The organism is Sutterella wadsworthensis (assembly GCF_003315195.1).
Taxonomy (GTDB): Bacteria; Pseudomonadota; Gammaproteobacteria; order Burkholderiales; family Burkholderiaceae_F; genus Sutterella; species Sutterella wadsworthensis.
On the sequence record NZ_QNRV01000016.1, the window covers coordinates 1 to 19,291 of the forward strand.

Consider the following 19,291-nt stretch of genomic DNA (forward strand, 5'->3'; position numbering starts at 1 on the left):
AATACTTCGCTGATGCGCTGGCTCTTCAGAGCAGGACCATGCGGCAAATACACACTGGCCCGCCAATCCTCCATGGCAGCCATGGAGTTGCCGCCAGCTAATTTGTAGATCGCCAGATTGAGCAGGCTGCGGGCATCCTCTTTGAAGATCTCGCGCAGATGCTCGAGCACCTGTGACTGCGCTGCCAGCTGTTCCAAAGCCCAAGTGAACCCCAAGCTGCGGGTATCCCACAAAGCTGTATCCATTTCGGCAGCCGCTGGTTTGGGGCCGGGAGCATCCGGAAAATCTCGGCGGTAGGCTGCCTCATCGACCAGAGTCTTATCCAGGCCGAAATAAAAGGTTCCCTGGGCGTACTGAGGAAATTCAGAACGAAATTTGGCGGTGATATTGACGACTGAATCGGCTGCTAAGCGGCCGACATACTTGCGGGCTGAGCGTTTTGATTTCTTGGCGACCGGATCCCACTGCGTTTGATAGGCGTAGATGTAGCACAAGCCCTTGGCATTGGTTTCCTTGGTGAAATACCACTTGTCGCTAGTCTTTTTCATCATCAATCCTGCTGACAGATACCTATTTAAAACATAGGTAGCATTTTAGCGGAAAAAAGAAATCCCGTAAAAACTTATTGGTTCATTTTCACGGGATTAGCTCAGCAAAACATCCGATCCTTGACCTTAATCACACGAGTTCGGGATCTGTTATCCGGGAGTTCCGGATGCAAGTCATCTCGGAGGCTCTTTTAGTCATTTGAAGGATTGGAATTTAAGTCATTACGGTTTCGACGGCAATCCGCTCGAGGCAGCGGCACCGTTTTTGGCGCCATCGACGATCTTCATTGCTGAAGTGATCATGGTCGACAGATCACCCATATTGCCCGGCACGATCAGCGTATTGTTGGTGCGGGCCAGCTCCCCGAACGCTGCAACATACTTTTCGGCCACCTGCAGGCTGACCGCAGTGGCGCCGCCCGGAGCCTGAGTAGCTTCAGCAATGCGGCGAAGTGCTTCGGCAGTAGCCGTAGCAATAGCGAGCGTTGCAGCTGCCTGACCTTCTGCTTTGTTGATTTCAGCCTGCTTGTCGCCCTCCGACTGTGCGATGGCTGCTTCTCTTGCACCGGTCGCGAGGTTAATCTGCTCAAGCTTGCGGCCTTCAGATGCCGCTACCACGGCACGCTTTTCACGTTCAGCCGTAATTTGCTGCTGCATTGCCTGCAGAATCACCGCCGGCGGAGTCAAATCCTTGATCTCATAGCGCAGTACCTTGACGCCCCAATTAAGTGCCGCTTCGTCAATCGCGGAAACAACCGACTTATTGATTAAGTCTCGTTCCTCAAAAGTTTTATCGAGCTCCATCTTGCCTACCACGCTGCGCAGCGTTGTCTGAGCAAGCTGAGTGACAGCAATAATGTAGTTCGAGGTGCCGTAGCTCGCCCGCTGCGGATCGGTAACCTGAAAGAAAAGCACGCCGTCCACGGTGAGCTGCGTGTTGTCGCGCGTAATACAGACCTGACTCGGCGTATCCAGCGGAATTTCTTTAAGCGAGTGACGATAAGCCACACGATCAATGAAAGGAATGATGAAGTTAAGACCTGGACTCAGCACGGCATGAAATTTGCCCAGGCGCTCTACAACCCAGGCGGTCTGCTGCGGCACAACCTTGATGCCCTGACTGGCAAACACGACCGCGACCAGCACGATGATGAGTGAAAGGATGAGAAATCCAGTGATTTCAATGGGCATGAGACTGCTCCAAACGATGTGCTGAAAAAATGTCGAAATCTGTCTTAGAAACGGCGGCCGAGCACGAGCTGCGTGCCGTCGACTCGGGCGATAGTCCAGCGGCCAGGCGTAAGCGGCTCATTTCCCTCTGGCCGGGCAACCCACGGTGCACCGCGGTATTGGACAACCGCAAGGCCGTCGCTGCCCACCACATCCACCGTCACCCATTGACCGCTGTCCAAGTGCTGCAGTTTGGCAGACGGATCTTTTCTCCCTGCATTTCGCCGGCGCACGGCGATGACGGAAAGGCACCCGCCAGCGAGCACTGCTGCGCAGACGACAAGCTGCATGGTGAAATCAAGACCGACGGCAGCTCCAGCCGCCGTCGCTCCAAAAGCAAATGCAACAACCAAAAGATAAGCGGTGCCGAGGAAAATCTCCGCTCCGAGAACGGCGATGCCGGCGATGAGCCAGGCGATGGCAGGAGAAACCGAAAACATGTTTGTCTTAGAAAAGTCTGTCGAAAAACATGCCTAAAACGAGGCATCCAGACAGCGTACCGACGCTGCAGCGTTAAATCGCTCAGCGTTATCCGCATGTACGGAATCGAGTCTAGCACGCGTTGCCGATCGTTCTTCACAGGATCGTATAAATATGAAAAATCCCTTGAACTTCATGAAATTCAAGGGATTTCATAGACTCTGTACGCCGGCCGGAACCGGCGGATCAAGTCAAAAATGCGCGCGGCACTCGTCGATTATGAGCCGCGAGCCAGGCGACGCCAAGTATCCACCACTGTATCGGGGTTGAGCGAGATGGACTCGATGCCTTCATCCATCAGCCACTTGGCGAGATCCGCATGGTCGGAAGGTCCCTGACCGCAGATGCCGACGTACTTGCCCTGAGCACGGCAGGCACGAATAGCCATCGAGAGAAGCGCCTTCACAGCCGGATTGCGTTCGTCAAAGGTAGCAGCCACGAGACCGGAGTCACGGTCAAGACCCAATGCAAGCTGCGTCATGTCGTTGGAACCGATCGAGAAACCGTCGAAATATTCGAGGAACTGTTCGGCCAAAAGCGCATTGCTCGGGATTTCGCACATCATGTTGAGGCGCAGTCCGTTCACGCCGCGCTTCAGACCGTGCTGCTCCATGATTTCCGTGACGCGGCGGGCTTCTTCAACCGTACGCACGAACGGAATCATCAGTTCGACGTTGGTAAGCCCCATCTCATCGCGCACAAACTTCATTGCACGGCATTCCATTGCGAAGCATTCCGCAAAGGAGTTGGCAATGTAGCGGGAAGCGCCGCGGAAGCCGAGCATCGGATTTTCTTCAACCGGTTCGTAGTTGGCGCCGCCGATGAGCTTACGGTATTCGTTGGACTTGAAGTCTGAAAGACGAACAATGACCTTCTTCGGATAGAAGGCTGCAGCGATCGTAGCCACGCCTTCAGCGATCTTGCGCTCGAAAAATGCCTTGGCCGACGGATAGCCCGCAGAAAGGCGTTCAACGGCATCGCGAAGCTCACCCGGGACATTCGGGTATTCAAGCACCACCTTCGGGTGGATGCCGATGTTGTTGTTGATGATGAATTCCAGACGAGCAAGACCCACACCCTGATTCGGAATGGACTGGAAGTCAAAGGCAAGCTGCGGGTTGCCGACGTTCATCATGATCTTGACGGGGATCTCAGGCAAAGCGCCGCGCACAACCTGTTCCGTCTTGACCTCAAGAAGGCCTTCGTAGATATTGCCCGTATCGCCTTCAGCGCAGGAAACCGTAACCTTGTCGCCTTCCATCAGGCGTTCAGTGGCATCACCGCATCCAACGACAGCCGGGATACCGAGTTCACGAGCGATGATGGCGGCATGGCAGGTACGTCCGCCGCGATTCGTCACGATAGCGCTGGCGCGCTTCATCACCGGTTCCCAGTTGGGATCCGTCATGTCCGTTACAAGGACGTCGCCCTCAAGGACACGATCCATTTCTGAGGCGCTCTGCACAATGCGCACGACGCCCTGACCAATCTTTTGTCCGATAGCACGCCCCTGAACGAGCAGGCGGCCTTTGGAGCCAAGCGAGTATTTCGTCTGAACTTCCACGGACTTCTGCTGGCTCTTAACAGTTTCCGGACGAGCCTGAAGAATGTAGATCTTGCCGTCGGTGCCGTCCTTGCCCCATTCGATATCCATCGGGCGGCCGTAGTGCTTCTCGATGATGCGGGCAAATTTGGCGAGTTCGATCACGTCTTCGTCGGTAATGGCGAAACGGCGGCGATCTTCCGGATCCACATCCACGGTACGAACCGTGCGGCCGACGGAGGCATCCGTTTCAAACTCCATGCGGATCAGTTTGGAACCAAGCGTCTTGCGGATGATCGGGAACTTGCCGGCATCAAGCGTGGGCTTAAAGACATAGAACTCATCGGGATTGACAGCGCCCTGCACGACGGTTTCGCCGAGGCCGTAGGATGCGGTGATGAAGACCACCTGGTCGAAGCCCGATTCGGTATCGAGCGTGAACATCACGCCGGCAGCGCCCTTGTCGGAACGGCACATGCGCTGCACGCCGGCAGAAAGCGCCACTTCAGCGTGCGTAAAGCCTTTATGAACACGGTAGGAAATGGCGCGGTCGTTATAGAGCGACGCGAAGACTTCCTTCATGTGATGCAGGACGGCATCAATACCGACCACATTAAGAACCGTTTCTTGCTGGCCGGCAAAGGAAGCGTCCGGAAGGTCTTCAGCTGTGGCAGAGGATCGTACGGCTACTGAAATATCACGGCCTTCACGCAGCCATTCGTAGAACTCGCGAATTTCCTTTTCCAGCTCGGCGGGGAACGGCGCACTTTCAATCCAACCGCGGATCTCAGCACCGGCAGCGGCCAGGGCCTTAACGTCGTCAACATCAAGCTTTGCAAGACGCGCGTGAATACGGTCTTCAAGACCGCCTTCCTTCAGGAAGAGACGGAAGGCTTCTGCCGTGGTGGCAAAACCGTCCGGAACACGAATGCCCGCGCTCGTAAGCTGGCTGAGAAGCTCGCCCAAAGAGGCGTTCTTGCCGCCGACGCGGTCAACATCCGTCATGCGAAGCTGACTGAAAGGGAATACGTAACGACCCTGTACCATTTTTATCCTCTGATCACCCGCTGAACAAGTCCTTCTTGCTCTCTTTGGCGGGCGCTTGTTTAGAAAACATGCGCATTCTACTCGGGCTTGCGCCCGGCTTGGTAGTCACACAAATATCGTTTTTTCTAAACAACAGCTTCAGCCGCACGATTACGCTGTTTGAAGGTTAAAATTTCGGCGCTTTTAGAAAATCGCCCATTTCATTCAGGTTTGACATGACTGACACGGAAAAGGCCAAGAAGACCCGACAGATCTTCATCGTGAGCGACGGCACCGCCATTACGGCGGAAACGCTCGCGCACTCCATCCTCACGCAGTTCCCTGACCTGCACTACCACCAAACGCGCATCCCGTTCGTTAACTCTGTCGAAAAAGCTGTCGACACGGCCCGCCGCATCAACGCCGTTGAACGCGAGGAAGGCCTGCGCCCGATCATCTTCACCACTTTCGTTGAGCCCGACATCATGCGTACGTTCAACGAATTGGTCTCCGGCCATATCATCGACCTCTTCCGCAAGTTCGTCGGTCCGCTGGAAACGGAACTCGGCATGAAGAGTGAACACAGCATCGGACAGACGCACCGCATTCGCGATGATGAGAAGTATCAGCGACGCATTGCGGCAATCGACTACACGCTGCAGCACGACGACGGGCAAACCAACCGCGGCCTGGATGAAGCGGATGTGATTCTTGTCGGCGTCTCCCGTTCCGGCAAAACACCGACATCGCTCTTTCTTGCCATGCAGTTCGGCATCAAGGTTGCAAACTATCCGCTCATTCCGGAAGATTTCGACCGCGGAACACTGCCTGAAGCGCTTCTGCCGCTGCGCAGCAAACTTTTTGGTCTTTCCATCGCGCCCGAACGACTTTCCGAAATCCGCAATGAACGACGCCCGGGCAGCCGTTATGCGAGCCTGCCCAATTGCCAGCAGGAGATTCACGACGCCGAAGATCTCATGCATCGTGAAGGCATTCGCTGGCTCAACTCAACGACAAAATCGATTGAAGAAATCTCTGCGACCATCATGTCTGAACTGGGTCTGGACAAGCGCAAAGCTTAAGACTGGAGCTCGCCGCAACTGCTCCACACCGCATGCAATATAAAAAATCCGCCGAGCATTCATTCCGGCGGATTTTTTATTTGCGGCCTGCGGCACGCTTTTATGAGAGAAGCGTAAACCCTGCCAGCCCAACGAAAATAACGGCTGAGGTTCGGTTGAGTATTTCTTGAAACCTGGCGCTGCGGAGCCGATCTGCCAGCGCACCTGCACCCCAAGCAATAGCACCAAAAACAATAATGGTGGCAAAAATAAAGGTTACCCCCTGAATCACCATCTGCAGCACAAGCGGCCAGCCTGTCACGCCAGCGGGTACAAACTGCGGGAAAAAGGCAAGAAAAAAGATCTGAACTTTCGGGTTAGTAATGTTCATTACTACACCGCGGCGCCAAAGCGCCAGTCCGGAGAGCTTCACCGCATCATGACCGCGCGCCGCATCCTTGGCGTGAGTCCAAGCCTGCCACGCAAGCCAGAGCAAATAAGCCGCCCCTAAACACTTGATGGCCCAGAAGAGTGCCGGAACCGCCGCCACCACTGCAGCAATCCCCAACGCAGCCGCAAGCGTCTGCAAGAGCAGCCCTGTTGCTAGGCCAAGGACAACAATCATGCCGGCACGAACCCCGAAGACGGCCGACTGCATCAGCACGAAGAGATTATCGGGACCCGGCGCAATCGCCAGCAGCAAACTGGCACCAAAGAAAGCCAGCCAAAGAGAGAACGCCATCGCCAGATTCTCCGCTCTTCGTCACAATCAAGGTTTCAAAAACGGATCCAGTCCCGCCGCGCTCACGCCATTCGGGCGAACAGCAAAACTCGTCATCACAAAGCGCAGCCAGCGTCCGAGCACCCAATTCATCAGCAGTCCGGCGCGGGCAGAACTGTCAAAATTGGCGGGCACCTCTTGAGCGAGCACCGCCTCTCGAAGCGTTTGGCGCAGCCCCATTTCAAGCTTGTCGTAAAGATGCGTCATACGTTCGGTGAGCTTCGGATCCTCTTTCATCAGAACCTGTCCCGTCATTACGCGCGTCAGACCAGGATTGGCATCGGAAAAGTCGAGCATTACAGACACCATCATCTGCACGCGCCCAATCTGCGTGAGCGCATCATCGTCACGGATCTGCGCAAAGAGATCGAGCAGACTCGACTCGATAAAGCCAATCAGCGCATCGAACATGGCGCCTTTCGACGGGAAGCTGCGGTAAAGCGCGGCTTCCGAAAACTTGAGCTTCTTGGCAATCAGCGCCGTCGTAATGCGATCACATTGGGGATCCTCGAGCAGCTTTGCAAGCGTCTGCAAAATGTCTTTGCGGCGGCTGCCGACAGCTCGTCCGGAACGAGGCACGCGCAGAGTGACTGGGTCTTCGCCAACCTCCTTCACGGGAGCGACTTGAGCGGGTTCAAGAACGGGCATCTTCTTATTTATGAAATTTTAGAGGGATGAGTGGACGGAACTTTAGCGCAAACCGATGATGGTCTGCCAATCGACGCCACCTTCTTCACGGTACGAACTCGTCAACAATTCAAAAACAGTAGCAAATTGTCGATGTATTCAATCCGAATTTACCCTAGAATAGCATCCTTCCTCATAAATTTTGCCGGCTAACAAATGACTACTTCATCGAACAGTCGCGTTTTTTTGCTGCTCTTCCTTGCCACGCTCGCCGCCTTCGGGCCCTTCGTAACAGACTTCTATCTGCCGACGCTTCCGGAGCAAACAACGGATTTCCACACCTCCCCGGCCATGGTTCAGCTTGGGCTGTCGAACATCATGTGGGGACTCGCTGCTGGTCAGCTGCTGGTCGGACCGATTTCCGACCGCCGAGGCCGCAAAAAACCGCTTTTTTGGTGTCTGGTTCTTTTTGCCGTCACGACGGCAGTGGCTGCAGCTGCCACTGAAATACATGTTTTTCTCGTTATGCGTTTCTTTGAAAGCCTCGGAGCAGCCGGCGCAATCGTACTTTCACGCTCCATTGCCGCAGACCGCTACACAGGGCGAGAGCTTGGAAGCTTTATGGGCGTGATGGGGGCCATTCAAGGCATTGCACCGATCACTGCACCGATGCTTGGCGCATTGATTGCGGATGCTGCCGGCTGGCGCGGCATTTTTTGGATTCTCTTTGGCACGGGTGTAGTGCTCGCCTTCATCACACTGTTTGTTTTCGTTGAGACGCTCCCGCGCTCGCGAATTAACAGTGTCGAACGTTCAAGCAACGGTACTCAGCGCGAAAGCATCCGTGAAAGTTCTGCCAAACTCATTGCGGATCCTGTGTTTTGCGGCATCGTGTTTCAGCAGCTCCTTGCTTCAGGCATTCTCTTCGGACATATTTCTTCGTCGCCCTTTATTTTCCGGGGTCACTTTGATCTTTCGCCCGAACTCTATGGTCTTACATTCGGTCTCCTGGCACTCGGCATTACTGCCGGCGCAGTCATCAGCTCGCGCATTGACCCCTTGAAAGCGCTCGGTGTCGGCGCTGTCGGCATGCTGGTCTGTGCAGTCTTTGTGGCCGTTTGCTTCATCACAAATCTTTCGCTTTGGGCCGTTCTTCCCTTCTACTTCCTTTTGATGGCATTCCTTGGGCTTACGCTTCCTGCCGCAATGACGGCTGCTCTTACGCTGCACCGTCAGCGCGCCGGCTTTGCAGCTGCGGTCATTGGTTCAGTGGGATTTGTGGGCGGCGGTCTTGTCGCGCCGCTCACCGCAATCGGTGAAGTAACGAGAACCGCAAGCATCATCTTCGTTGTCTGCGGCGTACTGCTCGTTTTGATTTCGTTCTGGCTCAACCGCCGTATGAAGCTTATTCGGGGTGTTGAGCTTAAGCTTTAAACACAAAATACCAACCGTCAAACAGCCTGGCGCCTGCTCGACCGATGAAGAGTCGCAGGCGCCTTACTGTATCAACGATATCTGTCAATCTAAGCACTCTGTCCTACAGCAGACCTGCCGACAGCGCATTTCATTTAAATAGTTCAAAATCCCAGATAAGCAGCGTTTTAAACTTTACTGATTTCACGTTCTCGACAGCATTCAATTACAAAAACCTCATGCTTGAAGCCTTCCTCAATTCACTTGGCTGCGTGTTGACGATGTCGCTCCTTGCTGGGGCTGGTTACTACACCGCCTCTCGCGGTTGGTACGACCAGAATTCTCAGCAGCTCATTGCCCGCTTGGTAACCTTTCTTTCGTTGCCCTGCTATCTCTTTGCCAGCGTATCCGAACGACTTACCCACGATGAACTTCTGTCGCTCGCGAGTGCAATGATTATTCCCTTTGCCTCAATATGGCTCGTCTTCTTCACGAGCCGCGCTGCTGCACACATCTTCCGGATAGAAAGAGTTCATTCCGGTGTTTTTTCCTCGGCCTACACCGCTTCGAACAACATGTTCATCGGCCTGCCGGTTTCCATTGCCCTTTTTGGTGAAGAAGCGGTGATTCCCACACTGCTTTATTTCTTTGCCAATACGACATTTTTCTGGACGATGGGCAACTACATGGAGTCCATTGACGGTGCGGTGCATGATCAGCGGCAGATTCCCAAGGTTTTTTCACTGACGACCATCAAACGGGTCTTCTCGCCCCCGCTGTGCGGCTTCCTGCTGGCGATTGTTCTGCTTCTGCTCGACTGGCATATGCCCGCGCCCATCATGAGCGCAGCGAAATACATGGGCGGCATCACTACACCGCTCGCATTGGTCTTCATTGGCCTCATGATTTATCGCATCGGCATACGCAACATCGAATTCTCCAAAGATCTGATGGTGGCATTGTGCGGGCGCTTCGTTATCAGTCCTTTGATGTGTCTGAGCTTCACGATGCTCTTGCCGGTTGGACTGCCTGAACTTTATGCCAAGGTGTATGTCATTCAGGCCGCACTGCCCTGCATCACACAAATTGCAGTCCTTGCAAAATATCATCACGCAGATGTCGAATACGCAACAACCTGCGTAGCATCAACGACGTTATTAGCTGCCATAACGCTGCCCATTTGGATGATGATTCTCACAGCGATTTATTAAGCAAAAAAATACCAGCGCTTCAAGTTAACATAAGCCTCATTCGCCAGCGCCTGTGCTTAATTAAGCTGACTCTCTCAAAAGAGAAAAGCACACTCCTTGGCAAGGCGTTTTCATTTCGTATAAATGAAAACAAACATTATTACTGTATTAGGAATGTATTCATTAAACATCCTAGATGAGAACTTCTATAGCACCCTCATACATTGGATGTCGTCCATTGATTCCCAGAGTACTCTAGGCTTTAAAAATACAAGTAAATCATTATATTAAGCCTTACCGAAATCAGGGCGGAACTGATTAATTTATCTATTTCATACTTCAGCCTTCCAGCTTATTATTTATTTTTTTGTGCAGTAAAAAAAGAATACACAATCAATACCTATTAACTTGATAAACAAATAATTATAGGAAATTTTGTTTATCTATTACATCAGATTTGATTTTCAATATTCAGATTTCACCGAATTGAAATCAATTCTTTATCGCAATGAAAAGCTCGACAGGTACATTTGACTTGTTTCTAAACAGGGGGCTTTTCAGGCATGCCCAGTGCAGTCACCATCAAACGACTCAAAAAAGTTGTCGGCGGTAAATCCATTCTCAAATCCATTGATCTTGCTGTGCGTCCGGGTGAATTTCTCACATTGGTCGGACCTTCCGGCTGCGGCAAATCCACGCTGCTGCGGGTTATCTCAGGCCTCACAGAATTCACCAGCGGCTCTGTCCTGATCGATGACAAAGAGGTTTCCGAGCTTGCACCTCGCGAACGCGGTGTTGCAATGGTGTTTCAATCTTATGCGCTCTATCCGCATATGAGCGTTGCGGAAAACATCGCTACACCGCTCAATATGGCAGAACTGTCCTCGCTTGAGCGTGCGCCTTTGATTGGCCGCTTGTTCGGCGCCGAAAAACGACGCTCCATTGAGGATCGCGTCAGAGCTGCAGCCAGACTTGTTGAACTTGAACCATACCTTCAAATGAAGCCGAGTCAGCTCTCAGGCGGTCAACGCCAACGCGTAGCCATTGCCCGAGCCATGGTACGCAGACCCGGTGTTTTCTTGATGGATGAACCGCTTTCAAATCTTGATGCCAGACTGCGCACCCATATGCGAGGCAAGATTGCCGAGCTGCACCAACGGCTGGGAGCCACCTTCATCTACGTCACACATGATCAGTCGGAAGCCATGACGCTTTCAGACCGAATCGCTCTCATGATGGAAGGCGAGATCATCCAGCTGGGCACACCCGACGAACTTTATGAACGCCCGGACAATATCCGTGTAGCTAAATTCATCGGCAGTCCTGAAATAAATCTTCTGCCGGCTTTAGTGAGAAGCGGTCGTTTGATTTTCAATGGTCAGGCAACCGCTCTGCGTATCGCTTCTCCGGATAGTACCGTCACAATCGGTATCCGTGCACAGCGAGTGCACACCGCAGATGTTGATGCAGACGGACCGCTCATTCAACTGACAGTGCATCGAGAAGAAACGCTCGGCGAAGATGTTCTGCTCTACGGTGAAACCGCAGTCGATGGAAGGTCATATCCGTTTGTTGCCCGAGCATCTGCCAAACAGACTTATCAACTGCGCAAAGAAAGCAGCTCTTGGAACAAGCCCATCCTGCTGGAAGCTGCGTCTTCGGGCGTATTGGTGTTTGATGAGCAAGGTGAGCGCATTGTCTCCCGTCTGAACGGTATGCAGGAGGCCGCATGAGCACTGTGCTTACAGCCGAAAAAATGCACATTCAAGACGCTCCGCGCAGACTTCGTTTCTGGCGGCCTGATGCTGCGGCAAAGACTTTCACGCTGCCGGCGTGGGCGTTAATCGTATTGACACTGATTGCGCCCATCACGATTGTGATTGTGATGAGTTTCACAGACTATCAGTTAGGCAACACAGAAGTCCGCTGGGTGGGATTGGAGAACTACTCCACGTTGGTTCTTGGAGACGACTTCCTGCGAGCATTAAAAAACACCGTTCTGTATGCCGTACTGACAGTCCCTGCCTCGGTCTTTGTCGGACTCATGCTCGCTCTATTGGTCAATCAGGTCAAAATCGGCAGTCGTGTCTATCGAGCGCTCTTCTTTCTGCCTGTTGCTTCCACCTTGGTCGCCATGGCCATCGTTTGGAAATATCTTCTTCACGACGCAATCGGTCCCATCAACCTCTTTCTGCGCTGGCTCGGTTTTGCAGGCATCCCTTTCTTTTCAAGTCCTGAATGGAGCATGTTTTCGCTTGCCATCATCGGTGTTTGGCAACTCGCCGGCTTCAACATGGTGCTTTTTTTAGCCGGTCTGACCGCGATTCCTTCGGAGATTCAAGACGCCGCCACACTTGACGGAGCAGATTCCTTCTGGCGACGCCTCTTTACCGTAACACTGCCGCTCCTTTCACCCACCATGCTCTTTGTCGTCACCACGAGCTCAATTACGGCTTTCAAGCTTTTTGATGCCGTCGCCGTGCTGACCAAGGGCGGACCTCAAGGCGCTACAGACGTTCTTCTCTATGCAACTTATCGCGAAGGTTTTGAAAACCTAAATACTGCCGGCGCCGCGGCAATGACTGTGGTCTTCCTCGTGATCATCGTTGCTGCATCCTGGATCCAAGCACGAATTTCAGAAAAGCGGGTGTATTACAAATGATGAAGATGCTTCTAAGCCGACAAAGTCCGGCATCTCCCCAGCAGCTCATTATCCACGCGCTGCTCCTCATTGCAGCCTTTATCACCCTGTTTCCATTTTATTGGATGGTCATCACTTCCTTTAAAACACCCAATGAAGTCTTTACAAGCGTGTTTCACTGGCTCCCGCAAGTTTGGAACGGCACTGAAAACTATCTTGCCGCCGTATCAAAAGCACCGATCTTCACCTTCATGCGAAATGGCTTGATTGTCTGCTTCGGCGTTCTCACCTGCCAACTTTTGGTAGCCATTCCAACAGGCTGGGCATTAGCCCGTTATGACTTTCGCGGCAAAAAGTTATTGTTTTTAATCGTTTTATTAGGACTTGCCGTCCCCATCCAAGCACCGGCCATTCCGCTTTTTATCGCACTGGCGACCTTTGATCTGCTTGACACATTCTTCGCCTTGATGTTTCCGTTCTTTTTGTCGGTCTTTGCAATCTTTCTCTTTCGTCAGGCCTTCAAGACATTTCCAGACGACATCGTGCTCGCTGCACGTCTGGACGGCATGAAGGAGTGGGAAATTCTCTGGCGGGTCGCGACCCCGAGCATCAAGCCGCAGATAGCCGCCTTTGCCGTCTTCTCCTTTGTTGCGCACTGGAATGACCTTTATTGGCCGCTCATCGTAGTGACGAGTCCCGACATGGTGACTCCGCCGCTGGGCATGGCGCAGTTTTCCGATCCTGAAACAGGCACCAATTTCGGTGCGTTAATGGCGGCTGCCACTGTCATGGTGATCCCAGTTGTGCTCTTCTTCGCCGTGATGCAGCGGCATTTTATGGAAAGCGTTACGCAGTCGGGCATCAAGTAAAACGCCTGGCCGCACACTCATTCACAACCCGTTTTTGGACATTTTCGATGTCCGCATTTCAAGGAATACAAAATGCCATTCAATCGTCGTCAGATGCTTCAACTCATGACTTCTTTGGCGGTTACCACGGCTTGTCCGGCCATGGCCTGGGAACCAGAGTCTCCCGTTGAGCTCGAACTTCTTCATGCGATGCCTGGCCAGGACGCCTACTTTCGTCAGGTAGCGGAAGCCTTCACTGCTAAGAATCCTAAAATCCGCATCCGCTTCCGTGCTTCACCGGCCAACTATCCCGAAGCTCATCAAAGCATTCTTCGTGCAGCCATCACCAATAAGCTGCCCGACATTTATCACTCTGCCTGGATCTACTTCGAAGAGGCCGTCCGCCAGTTAAAAAAACGCAACGCCATCTGTGATGTCACCGACCTCTTTAAAGCGGAAGGCGATGCGTGGGCGCAAGAAAATTATTATCAAAGCATGATCGACATCGGTACGGTGGACGGTCGGCTCTACGCACTCCCATTTGCCGCATCCACGCCGGTGTTCTTCTATAACGCCGATCTCGTGAAGGCTGCCGGCGGCGATCCGGACAATTTCCCGACTGAATGGGAAGAAATCATTCGTTTGGGCAGTGCCATTAAAAAGTTGGGTAATGCGGACGGTATTTCTTTCGATGTTGAAGTATGGCCTGACGATTGGCTCTGGCAGACGCTCATCCTTGAACAAGGCGGAAGCCTCATGGACAAGGACGGCAAGCACTGCGGCTTCAACAATGACTTTGGTCTCAACGCCATGCGTCTGTGCCGCCGCATTGTGACCGAAGGCGGTATGACGATGCGCGACTATGAACAATCCAGACAGCAATTCGTCGCCGGAAAAATTGGCATTATTGCCTCCTCACCCAACGCAGCCCGTGCCTTTACGGATCTTGTCGGCAGCAAGTTCAAGCTCGGATGCCAGATTTATCCGCGTATGAACAAAGATCACGGCCGGCTCCCGACGGGCGGCAATGGCGGCATGATCTTGACTAAAGATCCGATCAAGCAGCGTGCCGCTTGGGAATATCTCAAATTCGCCTGCGGGCCAGAAGGACAGAAAATAGCCGTTTTGGGGTCCGGGTACATGCCGACCAACAAACTGGCTGAAAAGCCGGAATATCTGGGGGATTTCTACAAAAAAAATCCGCTCTGGTACACGCCGATTAAACAAATTCCTTTTGCGATGGGATGGCAAGGATATACCGGCAACAACGGATTCCGCATTTGGACGAAGCAGCGGGACATCATTGGCCTCGTGATGCGCGGCAGCATCACGCCGGAAGAAGGTGTGAGACAGATCGTTTCTGCCACGGAATCCCTCTTTTAAAAATTGAAAGCCACAACAATGCCCGCTTTGCCTATGTCCTGGCCGAAACTTTTAATTCTCGACTGTGACGGCGTCCTCGTCGACAGTGAACCGCTTGCTTGTGAAGCGGATGCTGCAGCCGTGCAAATTTTCGGCACCAAAATGCTTTCCTCTGCGCAAGCCATGAAGCGTTTCACTGGCAAAAGCGCTGCGTATATGCGCGACGTTTTAACGCATGAATTTGGGGTGACGGATATCGATGGTTGCATGCAAAAAAAGGACGACATTCTTTGGGAGCTGTACCGCGAAAAACTGCACACAACGCCTGGTCTCCTTGCTGCACTTCACAAACTCCGCGAAGCGGGCATTGCACTCTGCGTAGCCTCCAACAGCGGCCATCAACGTCTTGAGCACACCTTTGCCGTCACAGATCTTAGAGCTTTTTTCGGCAACAACATCTTCAGCGCTGAAGATGTCGCTCACGGCAAACCGGCGCCCGATCTTCACCTCTATGCCGCAGCCCGAATGGGCTTTAAACCAACTGAGGCATTAGTGATTGACGACAGTCCTTCCGGCATTGAAGGCGCTTCAGCAGCCGGCATTCGTTCACTCGGATTTATCGGCACCAACCGACTGGGAAAACCATGGGAAACCGCGCAGATGGCCGCTGGCGCTCAAGACCTGATCTCCAGCTTCGATGAACTTCTGCTGAAACTTGGACTTTGCGGCAAATTTCAATCCTGCACAAATGACAATACTGCTTCCCTTTAATGAGGCCGGCCAATGGCTTCGTGGTTCTCTTCACTGCCACAGCACGAATTCGGACGGTGAGGTTCCGCCTGAACAAGTCGCAGCCCGCTATAAAGCCGAAGGCTACGACTTCATCTGCGTAACTGATCATTTTCGTCCCGAATTCAACTATCCCATCACCGATTTGTCGGTCTTTAACGATGACGTGTTTCTGACGATTCCCTCTGCGGAACTCCACATCATGGCTACTTCTTATGGAAAGCTCTGGCACTTGACGGCTAATGGGCTGCCCGGGAACTTTCAGCCGCCCATGACAGACGAAACACCGGCACAGTATGCTCAACGCGCGGCGGATGCCGGTGCCTTTGTCAGTATCGTGCATCCAAGCTGGTATCAGCTAACACTCGAAGATGCAGAAACGATAACCTGTGCACACGCCGTTGAGGTATGGAATGCCGGCTGTCAAATCATGCACAGCCGCGGCGACGGCGCTTATCTTTTGGACGGCCTGCTCGATCGAGGCCGCCACCTGCTTTGCACGGCAGTTGACGATATGCACGGACATCTGCCTGACTTTGCGCTCGCATGGGTCATGGTGAAAAGCTTAGAGCGCTCGCAGGCAGCCATCCTCTCCGCGTTGAAGCGCGGCGCTTTCTATTCGTCTGAAGGCCCGGAAATCAAGCATATGGCTCTGAACGGACGAAAGCTCGTCATGCATACAAGCGCCGCATCCACCATTCTAGTAAACGGTCAAGGTTATACCAATGCCTTTAAAACAGGCGTCAACATAACGCACACTGAAATTGATCTTTCTGACTTTGACAGCCCTTGGTTCCGCGTCATCGTGACAGCACGCGACGGGCGGCACGCATGGTCCAATCCCTATTGGTTTGAAGACATCGAAGCTCAATAAATGCTGTCAAAACCTTTCGAAAGGTGATCGATTATTCCATCAAGTGATTTCTGGTGAAAACATTTAACGCACCCAGCACACGATTGATTGATCAGTCTTTTCGAGTCCTGCCCGACGAGGCAGGAAACGGCCGACATTGGTATGGCGAAGCTCCGATGTCGGCCGTTTTTTCTTCTGGGTTAACTCTGCTGCTTTTTAAAGCGGTCGCAATACTGCGCCAGTGCAGCCGGAACTCACCTGTTTGGCGTAACGTGCCAAATAACCTGTCGTAACACGCGGCGTCCGAGGTTTCCAGGCTGCACGACGGCGGGCCAGCTCTTCATCGGAAACGTCAACCAAAATGCGGTTTGCAGGGATATCGATTTCAATCAAATCACCCTCCTCAAGAAGCGCAATTGGACCGCCAACGGCTGCCTCAGGCGAGACGTGACCGATGGCTGCACCGCGCGTTGCGCCCGAGAATCTTCCGTCCGTGATCAGCGCCACCGAACTGCCTAAGCCTGAGCCCATAATCGCCGAAGTGGGATTAAGCATCTCGCGCATGCCGGGTCCTCCGCGAGGACCTTCATAACGAATGACAACAACCTCTCCGGCCTTGATCTTCCCGCCGTAAATAGCACTGAGCGCATCTTCTTCGCAGTCGAAAACCCGCGCAGGCCCCTTATGATGCATCATTTCAGCGGCTACTGCAGAGCGCTTGACAACGGAACCTTCCGGCGCCAAATTGCCTTTAAGCACCGCAATGCCGCCTTCCTTGGAAACCGGCCGCTCGATGGTGTGGATGATTTCTTCGTTCTTAATCTTTGCTCCGGCAATATTTTCGCCAACGGTCTTACCGGTGACCGTCAGACAATCTGTATGCAGGAAACCGAGTTTGGCGATTTCTGCCATGACCGCTCGGATGCCGCCCGCCTCATCAAGCTCTTCAATATAGTGATGGCCCGCAGGCGCAAGATGGCAGAGATTCGGCGTACGGCTGCTGATCTCATTGGCGACGGACAGATCGAGGTCGATTCCGCATTCATGCGCAATTGCAGGCAGATGCAGCATGGAATTCGTCGAACATCCGAGCGCCATATCGATGGCCAGAGCATTCTCAAAAGCTTTGCGCGTCATGATATCTCGCGGCTTCAGGTCCCTTCGCACGAGTTCCATAATCTTTAAGCCCGTCTCTTTGGCCAGACGCAGGCGTGCCGAATGAACGGCGGGAATGGTGCCATTGCCGGGCGGCGCCAGTCCCAGAACCTCCGTGAGGCAGTTCATGGAATTCGCTGTGAACATACCTGAACAAGACCCGCAGGTCGGACAGGCATTGTTCTCAAGATCAAGAAACTGTTCGGGCGTGATGCGATTTGTGCGGAAACGACTCACGCCTTCAGAAATGTCGGAATAGGACACTTTGCGGCCTTCAAAATGACCTGCAAGCATCGCACCGCCGCTCACAACAATTGAAGGAACGTTGAGTCGTGCAGCAGCCATCAAAAGTCCGGGGACATTCTTATCGCACGCAGCCACCAGCACAAGACCGTCGAAAGGATGTGCGATTGACATCGCCTCCGTCGAATCAGCAATCAATTCCCGAGAAACGAGGGAATATTTCATGCCGACGTGTCCCATTGCCAATCCGTCGCAGACGGCAATTGCTGGAAAAACGATTGGCACGCCGCCTCCGAGCGCTACGCCTTGCTTCACCGCATCAACAATCTTGTCAAGATTCACGTGGCCCGGAACAATATCGTTCTTCGAACTCACAACACCGATCAATGGACGCCCAATCTCGTCGTCGCAAAGACCTAAAGCTTTTAAAAGAGCTCGCTGCGGTGCGGCGTTGACGCCGTCCTTCAAAGGTGCGCTTCTCACGGTGCTTTCTCCTGCTCGATATCGTGATGCCAAATGCACTCAGCGTCGAATTCGACGAACAGCACCGAAATCAAAAGCATCAGTACTGCTGGGGTTCGTCGGCGACGCGTCTTTAAAGAGTACAAGTCGACAATAAACGCAACTTTTCAGTGTTATCCCTAACTTAATAAACAAAAATGCTTAGTTTTCAAGCATTTTTCCGTAACACCCTAGCAAGGAGGCGCTAGAAGTTTTGATTGAAAACAATTGATAATAACTATCAAACAAATCAATTAATAGTTTTTGTTCATATTTACAGCACCATCATGGTGAAAATGCGCATCAGTTTCGTGCAACAGCGTTTCGAATCCAAATCCTCACCAGAGCAGCAGATTAAAAAGTATCCGCGGCATGTTCTTCATCGATTCTTTTTTGCAGTCGCTCCCAATCTGAAAAACGTTTGGAAACGGCTGAGAACTGCTGATCAATCTTGCTGAGCTCTGTTTTTAAATCATCGATGTCGAGCGGATCAGCCTCAATTTCCCGCAAAAATTCCGTCTCCCGCTCCACGTCATCGCGACGCCGGACCAACGCTGCAAGCGTTTCTTCAAATTCATCGCGTGTCAGACCTTCCAAAGGCGCATCCAATACGCGAACAGGGGAATGACTCGCAGGAGTTGGTATCGGCCCCTCGCCAAAAGCCTCTGCGGGATTAGCACCAAACCCCGGAGGCAGTCTCTGCATTCGCTCAAACGCGGCAAGCGTCGGATCCGATGCCGTCTGGCCGTAATCCTGACTGACTGTCGGCACGGATAATGGGGCAGTTTGAGCGCCGGCCGCTTCGCCGGGCTGGCCTGAAGACGCATTCAGTCCTTTGGGTTCAACGGCAAAGTCGAGCGTCACCGAGCCCAGTCGGAGCGGTCCGGATTCGGCCGAAAGACGAAGACGAACACCGGTAGCGCGATCAACAAGAACGGCCTCGCCCGAAGGCACAATCAGGTCGTACTGCGGCATAAAGAGCTCTCCAGAGAAGAAATAA

The 19,291-nt window shown here is 52.9% G+C and carries 16 protein-coding genes and 1 pseudogene; 9 read left to right on the forward strand and 8 right to left on the reverse strand.

Annotated features, from left to right (window positions below; translation table 11 throughout):
* The 4 genes and pseudogenes from DES29_RS07375 to ppsA all read right to left on the reverse strand — a co-directional run.
* A pseudogene (locus DES29_RS07375) lies at positions 1-548 on the reverse strand (IS1634 family transposase); the annotation flags it as partial.
* 222 nt (positions 549-770) lie between these two features.
* A complete protein-coding gene (locus tag DES29_RS07380; RefSeq protein WP_005429971.1) occupies positions 771-1,739 on the reverse strand; it encodes an SPFH domain-containing protein in 969 nt (322 codons plus the stop codon).
* 44 nt (positions 1,740-1,783) lie between these two features.
* Positions 1,784-2,218 (reverse strand): NfeD family protein, encoded by a 435-nt coding sequence (locus DES29_RS07385; protein ID WP_005429969.1) that lies wholly within the window; start codon positions 2,216-2,218, stop codon positions 1,784-1,786.
* Positions 2,219-2,475: 257 nt separating this feature from the next.
* Entirely contained in the window at positions 2,476-4,848 is a 2,373-nt protein-coding gene (gene ppsA / locus DES29_RS07390; RefSeq protein ID WP_005429967.1) for a phosphoenolpyruvate synthase, read from the reverse strand.
* Between the two features lie 215 nt (positions 4,849-5,063).
* Between ppsA and ppsR the strand changes: the two genes are divergently transcribed.
* Positions 5,064-5,909: a posphoenolpyruvate synthetase regulatory kinase/phosphorylase PpsR gene (gene ppsR, locus DES29_RS07395; RefSeq protein WP_005429965.1), complete on the forward strand. Its 846-nt coding sequence runs from the start codon at positions 5,064-5,066 to the stop codon at positions 5,907-5,909.
* 100 nt (positions 5,910-6,009) lie between these two features.
* Here the strand turns inward: ppsR and DES29_RS07400 are convergent, their stop codons facing one another.
* Together DES29_RS07400 and slmA are read right to left on the reverse strand one after the other, a co-directional pair.
* Positions 6,010-6,630: a LysE family translocator gene (locus DES29_RS07400; RefSeq protein ID WP_016474042.1), complete on the reverse strand. Its 621-nt coding sequence runs from the start codon at positions 6,628-6,630 to the stop codon at positions 6,010-6,012.
* Between the two features lie 27 nt (positions 6,631-6,657).
* Entirely contained in the window at positions 6,658-7,317 is a 660-nt protein-coding gene (gene slmA, locus DES29_RS07405; RefSeq protein ID WP_021995582.1) for a nucleoid occlusion factor SlmA, read from the reverse strand.
* 195 nt (positions 7,318-7,512) lie between these two features.
* Between slmA and DES29_RS07410 the strand changes: the two genes are divergently transcribed.
* From DES29_RS07410 to DES29_RS07445, 8 genes are all read left to right on the forward strand, one after another.
* Positions 7,513-8,730 (forward strand): Bcr/CflA family efflux MFS transporter, encoded by a 1,218-nt coding sequence (locus DES29_RS07410; protein ID WP_113854677.1) that lies wholly within the window; start codon positions 7,513-7,515, stop codon positions 8,728-8,730.
* Between the two features lie 218 nt (positions 8,731-8,948).
* Positions 8,949-9,920: an AEC family transporter gene (locus DES29_RS07415; protein WP_021995583.1), complete on the forward strand. Its 972-nt coding sequence runs from the start codon at positions 8,949-8,951 to the stop codon at positions 9,918-9,920.
* 542 nt (positions 9,921-10,462) lie between these two features.
* On the forward strand, positions 10,463-11,632 hold the full coding sequence (locus tag DES29_RS07420) for an ABC transporter ATP-binding protein (RefSeq protein WP_005429954.1): 1,170 nt from the start codon (positions 10,463-10,465) through the stop codon (positions 11,630-11,632).
* The gene (locus tag DES29_RS07425; protein ID WP_005429953.1) at positions 11,629-12,561 is read left to right on the forward strand and encodes a carbohydrate ABC transporter permease; all 933 of its coding nucleotides are present in this window, start codon (positions 11,629-11,631) and stop codon (positions 12,559-12,561) included. Before DES29_RS07420 ends, DES29_RS07425 begins: the two co-directional genes overlap by 4 nt.
* Positions 12,558-13,409 carry a carbohydrate ABC transporter permease gene (locus DES29_RS07430; RefSeq protein WP_016474038.1) on the forward strand — a complete coding sequence of 284 codons (852 nt, stop codon included), beginning with the start codon at positions 12,558-12,560 and terminating at the stop codon, positions 13,407-13,409. Before DES29_RS07425 ends, DES29_RS07430 begins: the two co-directional genes overlap by 4 nt.
* 72 nt (positions 13,410-13,481) lie before the next feature.
* Positions 13,482-14,771, forward strand: a complete 1,290-nt coding sequence (locus DES29_RS07435; RefSeq protein WP_016474037.1) for an ABC transporter substrate-binding protein — start codon at positions 13,482-13,484, stop codon at positions 14,769-14,771.
* 33 nt (positions 14,772-14,804) lie between these two features.
* Positions 14,805-15,521, forward strand: a complete 717-nt coding sequence (locus DES29_RS07440; protein ID WP_236578829.1) for an HAD family hydrolase — start codon at positions 14,805-14,807, stop codon at positions 15,519-15,521.
* The gene (locus tag DES29_RS07445) at positions 15,499-16,413 is read left to right on the forward strand and encodes a CehA/McbA family metallohydrolase (protein WP_016474035.1); all 915 of its coding nucleotides are present in this window, start codon (positions 15,499-15,501) and stop codon (positions 16,411-16,413) included. Before DES29_RS07440 ends, DES29_RS07445 begins: the two co-directional genes overlap by 23 nt.
* Positions 16,414-16,608: 195 nt before the next feature.
* On the opposite strand, the gene ilvD is transcribed toward DES29_RS07445, so the two are convergent.
* Together ilvD and DES29_RS07455 are read right to left on the reverse strand one after the other, a co-directional pair.
* Entirely contained in the window at positions 16,609-18,273 is a 1,665-nt protein-coding gene (gene ilvD / locus DES29_RS07450) for a dihydroxy-acid dehydratase (RefSeq protein WP_113854679.1), read from the reverse strand.
* 372 nt (positions 18,274-18,645) lie between these two features.
* Positions 18,646-19,266 (reverse strand): hypothetical protein, encoded by a 621-nt coding sequence (locus DES29_RS07455; RefSeq protein WP_016474033.1) that lies wholly within the window; start codon positions 19,264-19,266, stop codon positions 18,646-18,648.
* Positions 19,267-19,291 lie beyond the last annotated feature (25 nt).